This window comes from Cupriavidus sp. DF5525 (assembly GCF_040149425.2).
In the GTDB taxonomy this organism is placed as follows: Bacteria; Pseudomonadota; Gammaproteobacteria; order Burkholderiales; family Burkholderiaceae; genus Cupriavidus; species Cupriavidus pickettii_A.
Genome location: NZ_CP168266.1, coordinates 388791 through 406044, shown reverse-complemented (window position 1 = coordinate 406044; position 17254 = coordinate 388791). Strand labels below are relative to the sequence as shown.

Genomic DNA, 17254 nt, shown 5'->3' with positions numbered 1-17254 from the left:
TAGTTTCCGGATTCTAGTCATCAGCTTTTGAAAAGTCCAGACGCCGCGCGGAGGGTTAACACCTATAACGATGGCATTGGCTGCTCAGTACACTGCGCCCAGATGTTCAGTATGCTGACGATATTAAAAAGCCGTTTAAACAAGTGTTTGGGCCTGTCCGGAGTCTCCGCGACTGGCCCGCATTTTACTCAGCATACTGCGCTTCTCATCAGCATACTGACTGGTGCATCGGAAGCATGCGGTGCTGCACTCCGCGAGGGCTCGACAGGCCCTGGGGCGCGCCGCCGGCACCGCCGGGAAGAACAGACATACAGAGACAACAGCTTCACCAAAAGGACCCCCGCCATGACGATCAGCCTGACTCGCGCCGAGACAAGCGCCCCCGCCTCCGGCATGACTACCGAGGAGCGCAAGGTCATACTTGCCTCTTCCTTCGGTGCCCTGATGGAGTGGTACGACTTTTATATCTATGCCGCGCTGGCAGTGTATTTCGGCGCACTCTTCTTCCCCAAGGGCAACGAAACCGCCGCGTTCCTCGCCAGCCTGGCTACCTTCGGCGCCGGCTTCCTGATACGCCCGGTGGGCGCGTTGCTGTTCGGCCGCCTGGGCGACCTGATCGGGCGCAAGTACACCTTCCTGGTCACCATCCTGCTGATGGGGGTTGCCACCGTGGGCGTCGGCGTCTTGCCCACGTACGAGCAGATCGGCATCACGGCCACGGTACTGCTGGTATTGCTGCGGCTGCTGCAGGGCCTGGCGCTCGGCGGCGAGGTCGGCGGTGCGGTCACCTACGTGGCCGAGCACTCGCCGATGCACAAGCGCGGCCTGTATACCAGCTCGCTGCAGACCACCGCCACGCTGGGCCTGCTCGCCTCGCTGTTCGTGGTCTACCTGCTCAAGACCTTCCTGACCGAGGCTGAATTCCGGGACTGGGGCTGGCGCATTCCCTTCATCGTGTCGCTGGTGATGCTGGTGATTTCGGTCTACATCCGCGGCAAGCTGCACGAGTCGCCGGTCTTTGCCCGCATGAAGGCCAGCAATACCACCTCGAAGGCGCCGATCCGCGAGAGCTTCACCAACTGGACCAACCTCAAGTCAGTGCTGCTGCTGTTCGTGGTGGCGGCCGGCCTGGGCGCGATCTTCGGCACCGGCCACTTCTACACGATGTTCTTCCTCAACAAGACGCTGCATGTGCCGCTTGAAACCGTCCACATGCTGATCGCGATCGCGCTGGTGGTGGCCACGCCCTGCTACCTGCTGTTCGGCTGGCTGTCCGACCGCATCGGCCGCAAGTACATCATGATGGCCGCGTGCCTGCTGGCGGCGGTGTGCATCCAGCCGGTGTTCAAGGGCCTCACGCACTATGCCAATCCAGCGTTGGAGCAGTTCCAATCGCAAGGCGCCGTGCAGGTGACCGCCGGCGACTGCAAGGCGCGCCTGTTCGGCGAACCGGTGTCGGCCTGCGACAAGATCCGCGGCTACCTGACCGACCTGGGCGTGGGCTACACCTTCGCGCCGGCCAGCAATCCGGCGCAGGCGGAAGTGCGCATCGGCAACCGCACGCTGCAGGGTTTCGACCGCGCCGCCATCAAGAGCGCGCTGGTGGCGGCCGGCTGGCCGGAGCGGGCCGACCCCGCAAAGATGAACACGCCGATGGTGTTCGTGCTGCTGCTGGTGCCGATCCTGTTCCTGGCCATGGTGTACGGGCCAATGGCGGCCTTCATGGTGGAACTGTTCCCGGCCCGCGTGCGCTACACCTCGCTGTCGCTGCCCTTCCACCTCGGGGCGGGCTGGGTCGGCGGCATGCTGTCCTTCGTGGTCACGGCCATGAACGTGTCCAGCGGCGACGTGTACTTCGGCCTGTGGTACCCGGTGGTCATCGCCGGACTCGCCTTTGTCATCGGCATGCTGTTCGTGCCGGAGACGCGCGGCCGCGACCTGGCGACCTGAGCGGCGCCACCGGTGAACCTGGAGGGCGGAGCGATCCGCCCTTTTTCCCGGCCATCTATTCAGCATACTGAGTTTCTCAGCGAAACCGCGGTGCGGCGATGGCACCGCGGTACGCCGAACGCAACCATCGCAACCCATCCCTTTAGCGCAGACAACCTGGAGCTACCATGCCCACCTCTCGCATCCTCCGCACCCTCGCCGCGTCCTCCGCCCTGCTGGGCCTGGCCGCCGCCACGCCCGCGCTGGCCGACGCCAATGGCGTGAAGATCGGCGTCATTACCGATATGTCCGGCTCCTATGCCGACCTCTCCGGCAAGGGCTCGGTGCTAGCCGCGCAGATGGCGGTGGAAGAATTCGGCGGCAAGGCCCTCGGCAAACCCGTGACGGTCCTGTCCGCCGACCACCAGAACAAGGCGGATATCGCCTCGTCGCTGGCGCGCCGCTGGTTCGATACCGACGGTGTCGACATGGTGATCGACTTCCCCAACTCGTCGACCGCGCTGGCGGTGCAGGAGGTCGCGCGGCAGAAGCAAAAGATCGACATCGTCTCGACCGGCGGCGCCATGGCGCTGACCAACCAGAACTGCTCGCCCACCGGCTTCCACTGGGCATGGGACACCTACTCAGTGTCTTATCCGCTGGTACGGCGCCTGATCGAACAGGGGCGCAACAGCTGGTACTACATCACCGTCGACTACGCCTTCGGCCAGTCGCTGGAAGCGGACTTCCGCAAGGCCGTGGACGCCGGCGGCGGCAAGAACGTCGGCAGCACCCGGCATCCGCTCAATGCCAGCGACTTCAGCAGCCCGGTGGTCGCTGCGTCGGCTTCCAAGGCCAAGGTGGTGGTGCTGGCCAACGCGGGCAACGACATGATCAACGGTGTCAAGGCGGCCGGCGAGTTCGGCCTGATCAAGGCGGGCCAGACCGTGATCACGCCCTCCACCTTCATCACCGATCTCAAGAGCCTGGGCCTGACCGCTGCGCAGGGGCTGACCTATGTCGACCCGTTCCGGCTCGACCTCGATGGCAAGTCGAAGGACTTCGTCGAGCGCTACTACAAGCGCCACAAGGCCTATCCCACGCATGGCCAGATCGGCGTCTATTCCGGCGTGCTGCATTACCTGAAGGCGGTGGAAGCCGCAAAGACCGTAGAGGGCCCGGCCGTGGCGGAAAAGATGCGCGCGCTGCCCGTGTCCGATGCCTTCGTGCGCAACGGCAAGGTGCGCGCCGACGGCCGCATGGTGCACGACATGTACCTGGCCCAGGCCAAGACGCCGGCCGAGTCGAAGGGACCGTGGGACCTGGTCAGGTACATCGGCACGATCCCGGGCGACGAGGCCTTCCGTCCGCTGTCGGCCAGCGAATGCCCGCTGGTGAAGAAGTGAGCGCGCCATGCCTGACACCGACGTAATCCTGCAGACGCACGGCCTGACCAAGGCGTTCAAGGGCTTTACCGCCGTGAGCGATGTCAGCCTGTCCGTGCGGCGAGGCTCGATCCATGCGCTGATCGGCCCCAACGGCGCCGGCAAGACCACCTGCTTCAACCTGCTGACCAAGTTCCATGCGCCTTCGTCCGGCTCGATCCATTTCAACGGCACCGATATCACCGCGCTGCGGCCGGCCCAGATCGCCCGCATGGGGGTGATTCGCTCGTTCCAGATCTCGGCGGTATTTCCGCAGCTGACAGTGCTGGAGAACGTGCGCATCGCGCTGCAGCGCAGTCTCGGCACCGCCTGGCATTTCTGGCGCGGCAAGCGCTCCCTGTCGCGGCTGGACGCGCGGGCGATGGAGCTGCTGGATGCGGTCGGCCTGGCCGGCTTCGCGCACCTGGGCACGGCGGAGCTGGCCTACGGCCGCAAGCGCGCGCTGGAGCTTGCCACCACGCTGGCGACCGATCCGGAGCTGATGCTGCTGGACGAGCCCACGCAAGGGATGGGCCACGAAGACGTGGAGACCGTCACCGCCCTGATCAAGCGCGTTTCCGCCGGACGTACCGTGCTGATGGTGGAGCACAACATGAGCGTGGTGTCGTCCATCGTCGACCGCATCACCGTGCTGCAGCGCGGCGCGGTGCTGGCCGAGGGGACATATGACGAGATCTCGCGCAATCCGCAGGTAAGGGAAGCCTATATGGGAACCACCGAAGAACCGGAAGACCGCCCCGCAGCTGCGGCGGCGACAAGCATGGAGGCATCATGAGCGTGAGTACCTCCCCTGCCCTCGAACTGCGCGGCCTGCACGCCTGGTATGGCGAATCGCACATCCTTCATGGCGTAGACCTGACCGTCAACCCCGGTGAGGTGGTGACGCTGCTCGGCCGCAACGGCTCCGGCCGCACCACCACGCTGCGCGCCATCATGGGCCTGGTCGGCGCGCGCAAGGGGTCGGTGCGCGTGCATGACCAGGAAACCATCGGCATGAAGACGCACCGCATTGCGCCGCTCGGGCTGGGCTACTGCCCGGAAGAACGCGCCATCTTCGCCAGCCTGTCCTGCGAGGAGAACCTGCTGCTGCCGCCGCAGTTCGCCCGCACCCCGGGCGCCATGGGACTGCGCGAGCCGATGACGCTGGGCGAGATCTACGAGATGTTCCCCAACCTGCAGGAGCGGCGCAAGAGCCAGGGCACGCGCATGTCGGGCGGGGAGCAGCAGATGCTGGCGGTTGCGCGCATCCTGCGCACCGGCGCGAGCGTGCTGCTGCTCGACGAGATCTCGGAAGGCCTCGCGCCCGTGATCGTGCAGAAGCTGGCCAGGATGATCGCCATGCTGCGCGGCCGCGGCTACACCATCGTCATGGTGGAGCAGAACTTCCGCTTTGCCGCGCCGCTGGCGGACCGCTTCTTCGTGATGGAGCACGGCCGCATCGTGGAGGCATTTCCGGCCGCCGAGCTTGAACGCAAGATGCCAACGCTCAGCGCCTTGCTGGGCGTGTAAGGAGACATTGTCATGGAATTGTTTGGAGTGCCCCTGCCCGCGCTGCTGAGCCAGTTGCTGCTGGGGCTGGTCAACGGATCGTTCTACGCGATCCTGAGCCTGGGGCTGGCGGTGATCTTCGGGCTGCTCAACGTGATCAACTTCTCCCACGGCGCGCTGTTCATGCTCGGCGCGGTGCTGGCGTGGATGGGCCTGAACTACCTGGGGCTGAATTACTGGCTGATGCTGGTGCTGGCACCGGTGGTGGCCGGCGCGCTCGGCGTGGTGCTGGAGCGCACCATGCTGCGCCACCTCTACCGCTTCGACCACCTGTACGGGCTGCTGCTGACGCTGGGCATCTGCCTGCTGATCGAGGGCTTGCTGCGCTCCGTCTATGGCGTCTCCGGCCTGCCCTACCCGACGCCGGAAGCCTTGTCCGGCGTCAGCCAACTGGGCTTCATGGTGCTGCCCAACTATCGCGCCTGGGTCGTAGTGGCTTCGCTGTCGGTGTGCTTTGCCACCTGGTTCATGATCGAGAAGACCCGGCTGGGCGCCTACCTGCGCGCCGGCACGGAGAACCCGCGCATCGTCGAGGCCTTCGGCGTCAACGTGCCGCTGCTGGTGACGCTGACCTACGCCTTTGGCGTGGGCCTGGCGGCGCTGGCCGGCGTGCTGGCCGCGCCGGTGATGCAGGTGTCGCCGCTGATGGGACAGAACCTCATCATCACCGTGTTCGCCGTGGTGGTGATCGGCGGCATGGGATCGATCCTGGGCTCGATCTTCACCGGCCTGGGGCTGGGTGTCTTCGAGGGCATCACCAAGGTCTACTACCCCGAAGCCTCCGCGACGGTGGTCTTCGTTGCCATGGTGTGCGTGCTGCTGGTGCGCCCCGCCGGGCTCTTTGGAAAGGAGAAATGATGGCTAGCGGAAATATGGTAACCGGAAAGCGCGCAACGTACGCCTACGGGCTGCTGCTGGCAGCCCTGTTGCTGGCGCCCTGGCTGGGCGCTTACCCGGTGCTGGTGATGAAGCTGCTGTGCTTCGCGCTCTTTGCCTGCGCCTTCAACCTGCTGCTGGGCTATACCGGGCTGGTGTCGTTCGGCCATGCGGCCTTCTTCGGCGGCGCCGCCTATGCCTGCGGCTATGCGATGAAGTTCCTCCGGTTGACGCCGGAACTCGGCCTGCTGGCCGGCACGGCATTCGGCGCCCTGCTCGGCCTGGTCTTCGGCGCCCTGGCAATACGGCGGCAGGGCATCTACTTCGCCATGATCACGCTGGCGCTGGCGCAGATGTTCTACTTCTTCTGCCTGCAGTCACCAGCGACGGGCGGCGAAGACGGCCTGCAGGCAGTGCCGCGGGGCGACCTGTTCGGCATGCTGCCGCTGGGGTCGGACCACACCATGTACTACGTGGTGCTGGGGATCACTGCCGCGGCCTTCCTCGGCATCATGCGCATCGTCAATTCGCCCTTCGGGCAGATCCTGCGCGCGATCAAGGAGAACGAGCCGCGAGCGGTCTCGCTGGGCTATGACGCCGACCGCTTCAAGCTGCTGGCGTTCGTGCTGTCGTCAGCGCTGGCGGGGCTGGCGGGCGCGCTCAAGACCCTGGTGCTGGGCTTCGCCACGCTCACCGATGTGCACTGGATGATGTCCGGCACGGTCATCCTGATGACCCTGGTCGGTGGCATGGGCACGCTTTCGGGACCGATCGTCGGCGCGCTGGTCATCGTGGCGCTGGAAAACAAGCTGGGGGATGCGGGCAACGCGCTCGCGGCCATGACCGGGGTCGGCTGGTTCGATGCGCTCGGCGAGTCGGTCAGCATGGTGACCGGGCTGATTTTCGTGGTGTGCGTGCTGACCTTCCGCCGCGGCATCATGGGCGAGATCTTGGCGCGCTGGCAGGCGCGCCCCGCGCCGCAGACCGGAGGGCCGGCAGCCGGACGGGCACAACCGGGTGCCGCCAGTCCCGGACAGGGTTAACCAGAATACTTCCGCTCAAAAACATCAGTACACTGATCTTATATACTCAGCATACTGACAAATCCAATTCACGGAGACTGCCATGGCATGGATTGAAATCGATGCGGCGCAACAGTTGCAGAACGACGAGGTAATGCCGCTGACGCTCGGCGACCGCCAGCTCGCCGTCTATCGCAGCGACGACGAGTACTTCGTCACCGATAACGTCTGCACGCACCAGTACGCGCTGCTGTCCGACGGCTACCTGGAGGACGGCTGCATCGAATGCCCGCTGCACCAGGCGCGCTTCGACATCCGCTCCGGCAAGGCCATGTGCGCGCCGGCCACCAGCGACATCCGCACCTACCCGGTCAAGTTTGAAGACCGCCGGGTCTGGGTCGAGCTTTGAAGGAGCCGAGCATGTCACAGGACGCGCCCATCCTGATCGTCGGCGCCGGCCAGGCCGGTGCGATGGCCGCCGCCGAACTGCGCAGGCTGGGCCATGGCGGCCGCATCGTCATGGCCGGCGGCGAAGCCCATGCGCCGTACGAACGCCCGCCGCTGTCCAAGTCCGTGCTTGCGGACGGCGCGCAGGACGGCAAGATCGGCGTGCATCCGGCCGGTTTCTATGCCGGGCAGGACATCGAGCTGCGGCTCGGCACCACGGTCACCGCACTGGATCCCGCGCGCAGCGTGGCGCACTGCGCCGGCGGCGATGCGATCCGCTACGCCACCTGCCTGCTCGCGACCGGCGGCAACGCGCGCGTGCTGCCGGCGCTGCCGCCGGGCACGACGCACGTGCACTACCTGCGCACCCTCGACGATGCCACGCGCCTGCGCGACGCCATGCAACGGGCGGGCGAGGTCGTGGTGATCGGCGGCGGCTTCCTCGGCCTGGAGACGGCATCCACCGCGGCCGGGCTGGGTCTCAAGGTCACCCTGATCGAAAGCGCTGACCGGCTGCTCGGCCGCGCCGTTCCGCCCGAACTTGGCACCTGGCTGGCGCAGCGCGTGCATGCGCAAGGCGTCGGGCTGCGGCTCGACTGTGGCATCGCGGCCTTCATGCCGCAGGCCGATGGCGTGCTGCTGCGGCTGGCGGACGGCACGGCCCTGCACGCGCCGCTGGTGGTGGTCGCGATCGGCCTGACGCCGGAGGTGGCGCTTGGCGCCGCTGCCGGCCTGGCGCTGCACCCGGACAACGGCGGCATCCAGGTCGACGAACAGGGGCGCACCAGCGCGGCGGGCATCTTTGCCGCCGGCGACTGCTGCAGCCAGTATCAGCCGCAGTTCGGCAACCATATGCGGCTGGAATCCTGGCAAAGCGCCAACGAGCAGGCCCGCATCGCCGCTGCTGCCATGCTGGGCATGCCGGCCGAGCCCGCCGCCCTGCCCTGGTTCTGGACCGACCAGTTCGGCTGCAATGTGCAGATGCTCGGCGCGGCCCACGCTGCCACCCGCTACGCCTGGCGCGGCAGCGCCGGCAGCGATGCGCCCTCGCCCAAGTTCATGCTCCTCGGCACCCGGCACGGCCGGCTCTGCCACGCCATTGCCGTCAATGCCGGCGCCGACCTGCGCCCGTTGCGCGCGCTCTTCGGCCATGCCGTCGAAGGCCTGCTGCCGCGGCTGTGCGACGACACCCTGCCGCTGCGGCAGCTGGTGCGCGACATCGCGGCGCAGGCGGCCAGCCCCACCACACTCTGATAAGGACTTCCCCATGTACCAGACACAAGCGGTGATCCAGCACACGCTGGGCAAGAAGGACGCCGGCCTGGCCGAGTGCCGCTGGCCCGAAGACAGCCTGCACTACATCCCCGACTGGGTCTACACCAGCAAGGACGTGTATGACCTGGAGCTGCAGAAGATCTTCCGCGGACGCTCGTGGAACTATGTCGCGCTGGAGGCGGAGATCCCCAACGCCGGCGACTACAAGCGCTCCTATGTCGGCGCGACGCCGGTGGTGGTGTCGCGCGCCGAAGACGGCTCGGTCAACGTCTTCGAGAACCGCTGCGCGCATCGCGGCGCCGAGTTCTGTCGCCACAGCCAGGGCAATGCGAAGGAATTCGTCTGCCCGTATCACCAATGGTCCTATGACCTCAAGGGCAACCTGCAGGGCGTGCCGTTCAAGCGCGGCGTCAACCGCGCGGGCGGCATGCCCAAGGACTTTCGCAACGAGGACCATGGGCTGGTGAAGCTGAACGTGGCCACGCGCAACGGCGTGGTCTTCGCCTCGTACGCGGCGGATATGGAAAGCCTGGAAGACTACATGACGCGGGAGATCCTGAAGGACTTCGATATCGTCTTCAACGGCAAGCCGCTCAAGGTGCTCGGCTATTACAAGAACGAGCTGCCGTGCAACTGGAAGATGTACCACGAGAACCTCAAGGACCCGTACCACGCCACGCTGCTGCATTCCTTCCTGGTGGTGTTCGGGCTGCTGGTGGCCGGCAACGAGTCGGCCATGATCGCCGATCCCGTGCACGGGCGGCACGGCACCATGGCGTCGGCCAAGAAGGAAGACAAGTATGCGGCCGTCAGCGACGAGAACAAGAAGGAGATGCGCTCGTATCACGAAGGCATACGCCTGGAAGACGAACGCTTCCTCGAGTATGTGCGGGAGTTCGACTCGCCCTGGTCGGTGACGATGCAGACCATCTGGCCGAACCTGATCGTGCAGCGCGAGATGAATACGCTGGGCGTGCGCCAGATCGTGCCCAACGGCCCCGACAGCATGCTGATGCTGTGGACCATGTTCGGCTACGAGGACGATACCGAGGAGATGACGCAGCACCGCCTGCGCCAGGGCAACCTGATGGGCCCGGCCGGCTTCCTGGGGCTGGAGGACAACGAGGCGATGAAGTTCGTGCAGGAAGGCGTGCGGCGCTCCAGCAGCGACCGCAACGTGCTCAAGCTCGATCCCGGCCAGATCGGCACCTCCAGCTCCCTGATCTCCGAATCCGCCATCCGCGCGATGTACCAGTACTACCGCGGCGTGATGGGGCTCTGACGGAACAATAACGGGATTCCCGCAACATGAAACCGATGAACTACTCCCTCTATCGCGAGAGCGCCCTCGGCACCGCGCGCGCCATCGAACTGCGACTGGAGATCGACGCCTTCCACGCGGATTACTGCGCCGTGCTCGACGCCGGGCTGGTCGAGCAATGGCCGCGCTTCTTCACCGAGGATGCGCTCTACCGCATCACCGCGCGCGAGAACGCCGAACGCAACCTGCCGGTGGGGCTGGTCTACGCCGAAGGCATCGGCATGATGCGCGACCGCGCCTCGGCCATTGCCAATACCCAGATGTTCGCACCGCGCTACAACCTGCACCTGGTCACCAACACGCGTGTGAGTGAGGAAACGGCGGACGGCGATATCGTGGCGCAGGCCAACTTCATGCTGCTGCAGACGCTGGTGGAGGGCCCCACCACGATCCACCTGGCCGGCACCTACCACGACCGCTTCCGCCGCCAGGGTGGCAGGTTGCTGCTGCGCGAGCGGCAGGTGGTGTACGACACCACCATCATCGCCAACGACCTGGTCTACCCGGTCTGAGGGCATCGCCACGGCGGGCTTTGCGCCCGCCGCTGCCGGCTACACGCTGCGCAGCACGGTCCGGCTGTACTGGTTGTTGGCTTCCACCAGCGTCGCCAGCAGGTCCATGAAGACTTCGCGCTGGGCGGGTTTCAGCGGGGCCAGCATGCGCTCCTGGGCGCGCGCCATATCGGCACGCAGCGCGACGACCACGCTCTTGCCCTCCTTCGTCAGGTAGACATGGCGGGTGCGCCGGTCAGCCGGGTTCTCGCGGCGTTCCACCAGCCCGCGCTCCTCGATCCGGCGCACGACGTCGGCCGTCGTTGTCCGGTCCAGCCCGACCTCCTGCCCCAGCGAGGTCTGGTCCAGCCCCGGCAGCACCGACAGCACCGTCAGGATTGCGTACTGCACCGGCGTGATATTCGGAGACTTGCACTCCTCGAAGAACATCGCGACGTGGATCTGATGCAAGCGCCGCACAAGAAACCCGGGACGTGCCCACAGCAATTCTTTTGCGGGATCCGGTTCCGACACGGCATCCGCCGCACCCACACTGCCACTCGCATTGCGCTTTGCTCTCGCAGACATCGCTCTCACCATTTTGTATGCACACTGACAGTATATATGAGGGATGGGGAAGCGAGCCTGCTGCGGCGACGCCATTGCCGTGGATCTGAAACCGTTCAGCGTGCGCCCGCGGCGGTGAGAACCCGCTCGATTTCCGCATAGCCGCGCCGCCGTGCATGCTGCAACGGCGTCACGCCCTCGCCGTCGGTAAGGTTGACGTCGGCGCGGGCCTGGACGAGCAGGCGCACGATCTCGGTATGCGCCGGTCCGCCGTTGCCAAGGATGATGGCCTCGAGCAACGCCGTCCACCTGAGTCGGTTGACGTGATCCACATCCACGCCGGCCGCGATCAGCGTGCGCACGGTTTCGACATGGCCGCGCTCGGCGGCAGGGATCAGCGCGGTGCCGCCGTAGCGGTTGGTGCTGCGCAGGTCGGCGCCGCGCGCCAGCGTCAGGCGCAGGATCTCGTTATAGCCGCGCGCGCCGGCATAGAGGTAGGGGCTGTCGTGGATCGCATCCCTGGCGTTGACGTCGGCCCCGGCGCCGATCAGCACCTTTGCCGCCTCAACGTGATTGCCATGCGTGGCGAGCAACAATGGCGTGCGGCCCTGCTCGTCGCGCGCCTCGAGACTGGCACCGTTGCCGAGCAGGGCCGTAACGGCTGCGGCGTCGCCGCGCGCCGCGGCTTGGCGCAGTTGGGCATCGAACGGCACGCCGGCGGCTGCGCCGAGGGAAATCAGCAAGGTCATGACAAAGGCAAGACAGGTCGAGAGTTGCGCCGCGGGCATCGTCGGGGCTCCTTTGGGTTACGGTGGAGGTGCTGTGCGCGAGGCGTCAGCGCCCGCATTCTGGCAGCGCGCACGCGCCGACGGAAGTTAAGGATCCGAATGGCGGGCAGTGCAAAAGCAACTGGTCGCCCGGTACAAGCCCCCACACGAGCCATGGCCATGACGTTGTCATCTGGTTGGCCAATAATGCAGGTAGCGGCCATGGCGAGTCCTGCCAGATGTAACGGCCGCCGCCGCAAGGAACCGTGCGCCGCTGCTGCCGTCAAACCAGCTAGTCGTCGGACACCCGTGCTGCACTGCGGCAAGTTCTGCCGCAGTGCGCAACGGCACGCGTGGCATGTGCCACATGGTCGCCCCGGCCGGCTTCGCGCGCAGGCGCAGCAGGACTGCGGCGCCGCGCAATTTCCCCAGCAAACGCCCCCCCTCTAGCCAAGGAGACGAACGTGCTGAGCCCGCATGAACTTGCCACGCTGCTATTGTTGAGCGATGGCCCTGATTCCCTCGATTCCAGCGATTCCCGCCAGATCGATCCCGTCGACCTCAAGGCACTGGTCGAGAAGCAACTCGTACAACTGGAAGTCCTGCACGGCTGCCGACAGGAACCGCGCATTACCAGCCACGGCTACTCTATGCTGAAGGCGATGGGCCGCTGACACCGGCGCCCACAAGCCAGGCGGCAAAGCGCCGGCTGGCCGCAGCACCACGCGCCGCAAGGCGCACCCGCAATACCACGGAGCCAACGATGAAGGCGCGCCCAGCAGCTGGCGTTGACGGCACGGCGCACACCGACGCGGCGCGCCGCCGCTTCCTGTATGAGCTGGGCGGTGCGTTTGCCGCCGCCGGCATCGGGCCTGCCGTGGCCGCGCCGGTGGCGTGCCTGCTGACGCCCTCCGCCACCGAAGGCCCCTTCTATCTGGACGACGCCCTGGTACGCGCAGACATCCGCGACGGCCGGCCTGGCCAGCCGTTGCGGCTGCGCATCCGGGTGGTCGATGCCGACCGCGGCTGCGCGCCGGTGCCCGGTGCGCTGGTGAGCATCTGGCACTGCGATGCCGATGGCAGCTACAGCGGCGAGAGCCGCGGCAACCGGGAGGCGCGCTTCCTGCGCGGGGTGCAGCCAGCCGGCCAGGACGGCATGGCCACATTCACCACGATCTATCCCGGCTGGTACGCGCCGCGCGCCGTCCATATCCACTTCAAGGTATTGCTCGGTCAGTCGGAAGCGCTGACCAGCCAGCTGTACTTCAGCGATGCCCTGAACCGCGAGGTGCTGGGCACCCATCCGGCCTACCGTGCGCATGGCGTGCCGTCGCGCGCCACCACGCTGGACCCGATCGCCGGCAACCGCCCCAACCTGGTTCGCGTCAGCCGGCCGGCCGAACCGGGTGGCATGCTGGACGGCGAATTCACCATTGGGATCGCCCGCGGCTGATCGCGCTTTAGCGGTGCGTGCGGAGAAGTGTTGGCGGCAATCATGCGCGGCCTTCCGGAAGGCGTGGCGTGCGTCGCAATGACGGCACGGCGCCGCTCAAAGTGCGCCGCGCCACACCGCGCGGGTAATCCCTACATTGTGGTTCCCTGTGCCTTTCCTACCATGAAGGGAATCACGGACCACCTTGCGCCAACTGTTGGGTGCACCCCGTTCCTGGTCCGGCGTTTCAGCGTTTCAGCGTTCAGCGATTCATCGCATTTCCCGACTTTTCCGGTGTTCGCGTCAGTGGCGAGTTGGCTCGGCCCCAACGGCCTGCACTCGTGGGTAGTTACACATACACATCAATTGGAGATGGTCATGGCATCCAGGACGAGGAAAACTGGCGTTTCGCGCCGCGGCTTCCTTGGCGGCGCCGCGGGGGCGGCAGCGGGCGCGGCGGCAATGGGCTTTCCGGCGATCGTGAAGGCGCAGGGCCCGGTCACTATGCGCTGGCAGAGCACCTGGCCCACCAAGGACATTTTCCATGAGTTCGCCGGCGACTTCGTCACCAAGGTGAACAACATGTCGGGCGGCGAGCTGAAGATCGAACTGCTGCCTGCAGGCGCCGTGGTCAAGGCCTTCGACCTGATCGATGCGGTCAGCAAGGGTACGCTGGACGGCGGCCACGGCGTGATTGCCTACTGGTACGGCAAGAACTCGGCGCTGGCGCTGTGGGGCTCGGGCCCGGCGTGGGGCATGGATCCGAACATGCTGCTGGCCTGGCACAAGTACGGCGGCGGCAAGGAACTGCAGCAGGAGATCTACCGCAGCCTGAACCTGGACGTGGTGTCGTTCCTGTACGGGCCGATGCCGACGCAGCCGCTGGGCTGGTTCAAGAAGCCGATCACCAAGCCGGAAGATTTCAAGGGCCTGAAGTTCCGCACCGTGGGCCTGTCGATCGATATCTTCACCGGCCTGGGCGCCGCGGTGAATGCGCTGCCGGGCGCGGAGATCGTGCCGGCGATGGACCGCGGCCTGCTCGATGCGGCGGAGTTCAACAACGCCAGCTCGGACCGCGCGCTGGGCTTCCAGGACGTGTCCAAGGTCTGCATGCTGCGCAGCTTCCACCAGCCCTCGGAGCAGTTCGAGATCCTGTTCAACCGCAAGCGCTATGACGCGCTGCCGGCAAAGCTCAAGGCGCTGATCGCCAACGCCGTGGAGGCGGCCTCGGCCGATATGTCGATCAAGGCGATCGACCGCTATTCCAAGGACTACCAGGCGCTGCAGCAGCAGGGCGTGAAGTTCTATGCGACTCCGAACTCCGTGCTGCAGGCGCAGCTGAAGGTCTGGGACGAGATAGTGGCGCGCAAGGAAAAAGAGAACCCGATGTTCAAAAAGGTCAACGACTCGATGAAGGCCTTCGCGCAGCGCGCCACGCGCTGGCAGAACGACACCAACGTCGACTTCCGGGTGGCATCGAGCTACTACTTCTCCAAGCGCACCTGACCCGCGCCACCGGGGCCGCATCGTGCAGCGCCTGCTGCTGGGCATCGACTGGCTGAGCACCTTTGTCGGCCAGGCCGCCGCGTGGCTGATCATCGGGCTTACGCTGATGATCAGCTACGAGGTGTTCTCGCGCTACGCCCTGGGCGCGCCGCACGCCTGGGTGTTCGATGCCAGCAATATGCTGTACGGCACGATGTTCATGCTGGCCGGCGCCTACACGCTGGCCAAGCGCGGCCACGTGCGCGGCGACATCCTGTACGGCTTCCTGCCCCCGCGGATGCAGGCGAGCATCGACCTGGTGCTCTACCTGGTCTTCTTCTTCCCCGGCGTGATCGCGCTGGCCTGGGCCGGCATCGATTTCTTCGAGGTCTCGCTGGCGCAGAACGAACACTCCTCCATCGCCGCCGAAGGCCCGCCCATCTACCCGTTCAAGGCTGTCATTCCCGTGGCCGGCGCGCTGTTGCTGCTGCAGGGCGTGGCCGAGACCATCCGCTGCATCCTGTGCCTGAACAGCGGGCACTGGCCGCTGCGCGAGGGCGACGTCGAGGAAGTCGATGTCGACAAGCTCAAGGAGATGGTGCATGGCACGCCGACCGCCGAAATGGTGGAGGCGCCGCTCCCTGCCCCTCCTGACGACCAGCACGGAGCCGGGCGATGAGGAAGGAACTGTGGTTCGGCGTCTCGCTGATGGTGCTGATCGTCGGCATCGTGGCCTGGTTCATGCCGGCGCCGTCAGACTGGACCAACGGGCATCTTGGCCTGCTGATGCTGGCGCTGATCGTGGTGGCGATCATGCTGGGCTTCCCCACCGCGTTCACGCTGATGGGCATGGGCGTGCTGTTTTCCTGGCTGGCCTATCGCCACGCCAACCCCGAGATCGCGGTGCAGCAGACGCTGGACCTGATGGTGCAGCGGGCGTACGCCGTCATGACCAACGACGTGCTGATCTCGATCCCGCTGTTCGTGTTCATGGGCTACCTGGTCGAGCGCTCCAACCTGATCGAAAAGCTGTTCCGCAGCCTGCATCTGGCGCTGGCGTGGATTCCCGGCTCGCTCGCGGTCGCCACGCTGGTGACCTGCGCGATTTTTGCGACCGCCACCGGCATCGTCGGCGCGGTGGTCACGCTGATGGGGCTGCTGGCCTTCCCCGCGATGCTGCGTGCGGGCTATAACACGGCGCTGTCGGCGGGCGCGGTCACGGCGGGTGGTTGCCTGGGCATCCTGATCCCGCCGTCGGTGCTGCTGATCGTCTATGGCGCCACCGCGGGCGTGTCGGTGGTGCAGCTCTATGCGGGCGCGTTCTTCCCGGGGCTGATGCTGACCGGCCTCTATATCCTCTACATCCTGATCCTGGCCAAGCTCAAGCCCGCGCTTGCGCCGCCGCTGCCGGAAGCCGAACGCGTGGTGCCGCTCCCACCCCTGGCGCGCACGCTGGAAGCCGGCGGCGCCACGCATGCGCTGCCCGCGCTGGGCGCCGGCATGATGCGCACGCTCAAGGGGCCACGCAACGCAGACGTGCCGACCGGCGAGTTCGCGCGCCAGCTCGGCATCGTGTTGCTGCCGGCGCTGGCGGTGGCGGTGGTGATGGGCACGATCTACGAGGTGGTCACAGCGCCCGCCGCCAGCATCGCCGTGGAATCGCCGCTGTCGCTCGGCGGCGCCGAGGAAAGCAGCGCGGCGCTGGACGACCTGCAGGCGCCGCCGATGGAAGAAGCGCCGGCGCCGGCCGCCGGTGCGGTCCCTGCACCGGCCGCACCGGCTGCCCCCGCCGCAACGACGCCACCCGCCACGCCCGCGGCGCCGGACGCCGCGCAAGCCGGGACACAACCTGCCCCGCAGGCCGCCGCGGTCTCTGCGCCGCGCTGGTTCTGGATCACGCTGGCCGTGGTGGCTGCTGTGCTGTTGTACTTCTACTGGCGCTTCAGCTTCGCGCGGCTGGAAATCTTCAAGATGCTGCTGGCGTCGTTCTTCCCGCTGGCGCTGCTGATCCTAGCGGTGCTGGGCTCGATCGTGTTCGGGCTGGCCACGCCGACCGAAGCGGCGGCGGTGGGATCGCTGGGCGGCGCGCTGCTGGCGGCCGCGTACCGGCAGCTGAACTTCCGCGTGGTCAAGGAATCGGTGCTGCTGACGGCCAAGACCAGCGCCATGGTGTGCTGGCTGTTCGTGGGCTCGTCGATCTTCTCGGCCGCGTTCGCCTTGCTGGGCGGGCAGGCGCTGGTCGAGCAGTGGGTGCTGTCGCTGAACCTGTCGCCGGTGCAGTTCATGATCCTGGCGCAGGTGATCATCTTCCTGCTCGGCTGGCCGCTGGAATGGACCGAGATCATCATCATCTTCATGCCGATCTTTATCCCGCTGCTGGACAACTTCGGCATCGATCCGCTGTTCTTCGGCCTGCTGGTGGCGCTGAACCTGCAGACCGCGTTCCTGTCGCCGCCGGTGGCAATGGCCGCGTTCTACCTGAAGGGCGTGGCGCCGCCGCATGTCACGCTGAACCAGATCTTCCTGGGCATGCTGCCGTTCATGGGCATCCAGCTGATCGCGCTGGTGCTGCTGTACGTGTTCCCCGGCATCGGGCTGTGGCTGCCCACGGTGCTGTACCGCTGAGGCACGCAGCAGGCACGCTTATCC

General features: G+C 66.4%; 17 protein-coding genes. 15 read left to right on the top strand and 2 right to left on the bottom strand.

Going from position 1 to position 17254, the window contains the following annotated elements; all coding sequences use genetic code 11:
* Positions 1-345: 345 nt before the first annotated feature.
* The 10 genes from ABNX08_RS23010 (at position 346) to ABNX08_RS22965 (ending at position 10375) form a co-directional block, all read left to right on the top strand.
* A complete protein-coding gene (locus ABNX08_RS23010; protein ID WP_022538007.1) occupies positions 346-1950 on the top strand; it encodes an MFS transporter in 1605 nt (534 codons plus the stop codon).
* Between the two features lie 167 nt (positions 1951-2117).
* Complete coding sequence (locus tag ABNX08_RS23005) at positions 2118-3335, top strand: ABC transporter substrate-binding protein (RefSeq protein WP_022538006.1); 1218 nt, start codon at positions 2118-2120, stop codon at positions 3333-3335.
* A gap of 7 nt (positions 3336-3342) precedes the next feature.
* A complete protein-coding gene (locus ABNX08_RS23000; RefSeq protein ID WP_022538005.1) occupies positions 3343-4149 on the top strand; it encodes an ABC transporter ATP-binding protein in 807 nt (268 codons plus the stop codon).
* Positions 4146-4883, top strand: a complete 738-nt coding sequence (locus ABNX08_RS22995; RefSeq protein ID WP_022538004.1) for an ABC transporter ATP-binding protein — start codon at positions 4146-4148, stop codon at positions 4881-4883. Before ABNX08_RS23000 ends, ABNX08_RS22995 begins: the two co-directional genes overlap by 4 nt.
* 12 nt (positions 4884-4895) lie before the next feature.
* Complete coding sequence (locus tag ABNX08_RS22990; RefSeq protein ID WP_022538003.1) at positions 4896-5780, top strand: branched-chain amino acid ABC transporter permease; 885 nt, start codon at positions 4896-4898, stop codon at positions 5778-5780.
* Positions 5781-5794: 14 nt separating this feature from the next.
* A complete protein-coding gene (locus ABNX08_RS22985) occupies positions 5795-6841 on the top strand; it encodes a branched-chain amino acid ABC transporter permease (protein WP_041681721.1) in 1047 nt (348 codons plus the stop codon).
* Between the two features lie 82 nt (positions 6842-6923).
* The gene (locus ABNX08_RS22980) at positions 6924-7229 is read left to right on the top strand and encodes a non-heme iron oxygenase ferredoxin subunit (RefSeq protein WP_022538001.1); all 306 of its coding nucleotides are present in this window, start codon (positions 6924-6926) and stop codon (positions 7227-7229) included.
* A gap of 11 nt (positions 7230-7240) precedes the next feature.
* Positions 7241-8521 (top strand): NAD(P)/FAD-dependent oxidoreductase, encoded by a 1281-nt coding sequence (locus ABNX08_RS22975; RefSeq protein ID WP_022538000.1) that lies wholly within the window; start codon positions 7241-7243, stop codon positions 8519-8521.
* Positions 8522-8534: 13 nt separating this feature from the next.
* Positions 8535-9824 (top strand): aromatic ring-hydroxylating dioxygenase subunit alpha, encoded by a 1290-nt coding sequence (locus ABNX08_RS22970; protein ID WP_022537999.1) that lies wholly within the window; start codon positions 8535-8537, stop codon positions 9822-9824.
* Positions 9825-9859: 35 nt separating this feature from the next.
* Positions 9860-10375 carry an aromatic-ring-hydroxylating dioxygenase subunit beta gene (locus tag ABNX08_RS22965; protein WP_374063725.1) on the top strand — a complete coding sequence of 172 codons (516 nt, stop codon included), beginning with the start codon at positions 9860-9862 and terminating at the stop codon, positions 10373-10375.
* 39 nt (positions 10376-10414) lie between these two features.
* Here the strand turns inward: ABNX08_RS22965 and ABNX08_RS22960 are convergent, their stop codons facing one another.
* Both ABNX08_RS22960 and ABNX08_RS22955 read right to left on the bottom strand, forming a co-directional pair.
* Complete coding sequence (locus ABNX08_RS22960; protein ID WP_051369949.1) at positions 10415-10942, bottom strand: MarR family transcriptional regulator; 528 nt, start codon at positions 10940-10942, stop codon at positions 10415-10417.
* Positions 10943-11037: 95 nt separating this feature from the next.
* Positions 11038-11709: an ankyrin repeat domain-containing protein gene (locus tag ABNX08_RS22955; RefSeq protein ID WP_022537996.1), complete on the bottom strand. Its 672-nt coding sequence runs from the start codon at positions 11707-11709 to the stop codon at positions 11038-11040.
* Between the two features lie 443 nt (positions 11710-12152).
* On the opposite strand from ABNX08_RS22955, the gene ABNX08_RS22950 reads away from it, so the two are divergent.
* The 5 genes from ABNX08_RS22950 (at position 12153) to ABNX08_RS22930 (ending at position 17230) form a co-directional block, all read left to right on the top strand.
* A complete protein-coding gene (locus tag ABNX08_RS22950; RefSeq protein ID WP_041681720.1) occupies positions 12153-12362 on the top strand; it encodes a hypothetical protein in 210 nt (69 codons plus the stop codon).
* Positions 12363-12451: 89 nt separating this feature from the next.
* Positions 12452-13141: an intradiol ring-cleavage dioxygenase gene (locus ABNX08_RS22945; RefSeq protein WP_022537994.1), complete on the top strand. Its 690-nt coding sequence runs from the start codon at positions 12452-12454 to the stop codon at positions 13139-13141.
* 357 nt (positions 13142-13498) lie between these two features.
* Positions 13499-14626 (top strand): TRAP transporter substrate-binding protein, encoded by a 1128-nt coding sequence (locus tag ABNX08_RS22940; RefSeq protein ID WP_041681719.1) that lies wholly within the window; start codon positions 13499-13501, stop codon positions 14624-14626.
* Positions 14627-14648: 22 nt separating this feature from the next.
* Positions 14649-15284, top strand: coding sequence for a TRAP transporter small permease subunit (locus ABNX08_RS22935; RefSeq protein WP_022537992.1), 636 nt, complete (start codon positions 14649-14651; stop codon positions 15282-15284).
* Entirely contained in the window at positions 15281-17230 is a 1950-nt protein-coding gene (locus ABNX08_RS22930; protein WP_022537991.1) for a TRAP transporter large permease subunit, read from the top strand. The genes ABNX08_RS22935 and ABNX08_RS22930 overlap by 4 nt, the downstream gene beginning before the upstream one ends.
* Positions 17231-17254 lie beyond the last annotated feature (24 nt).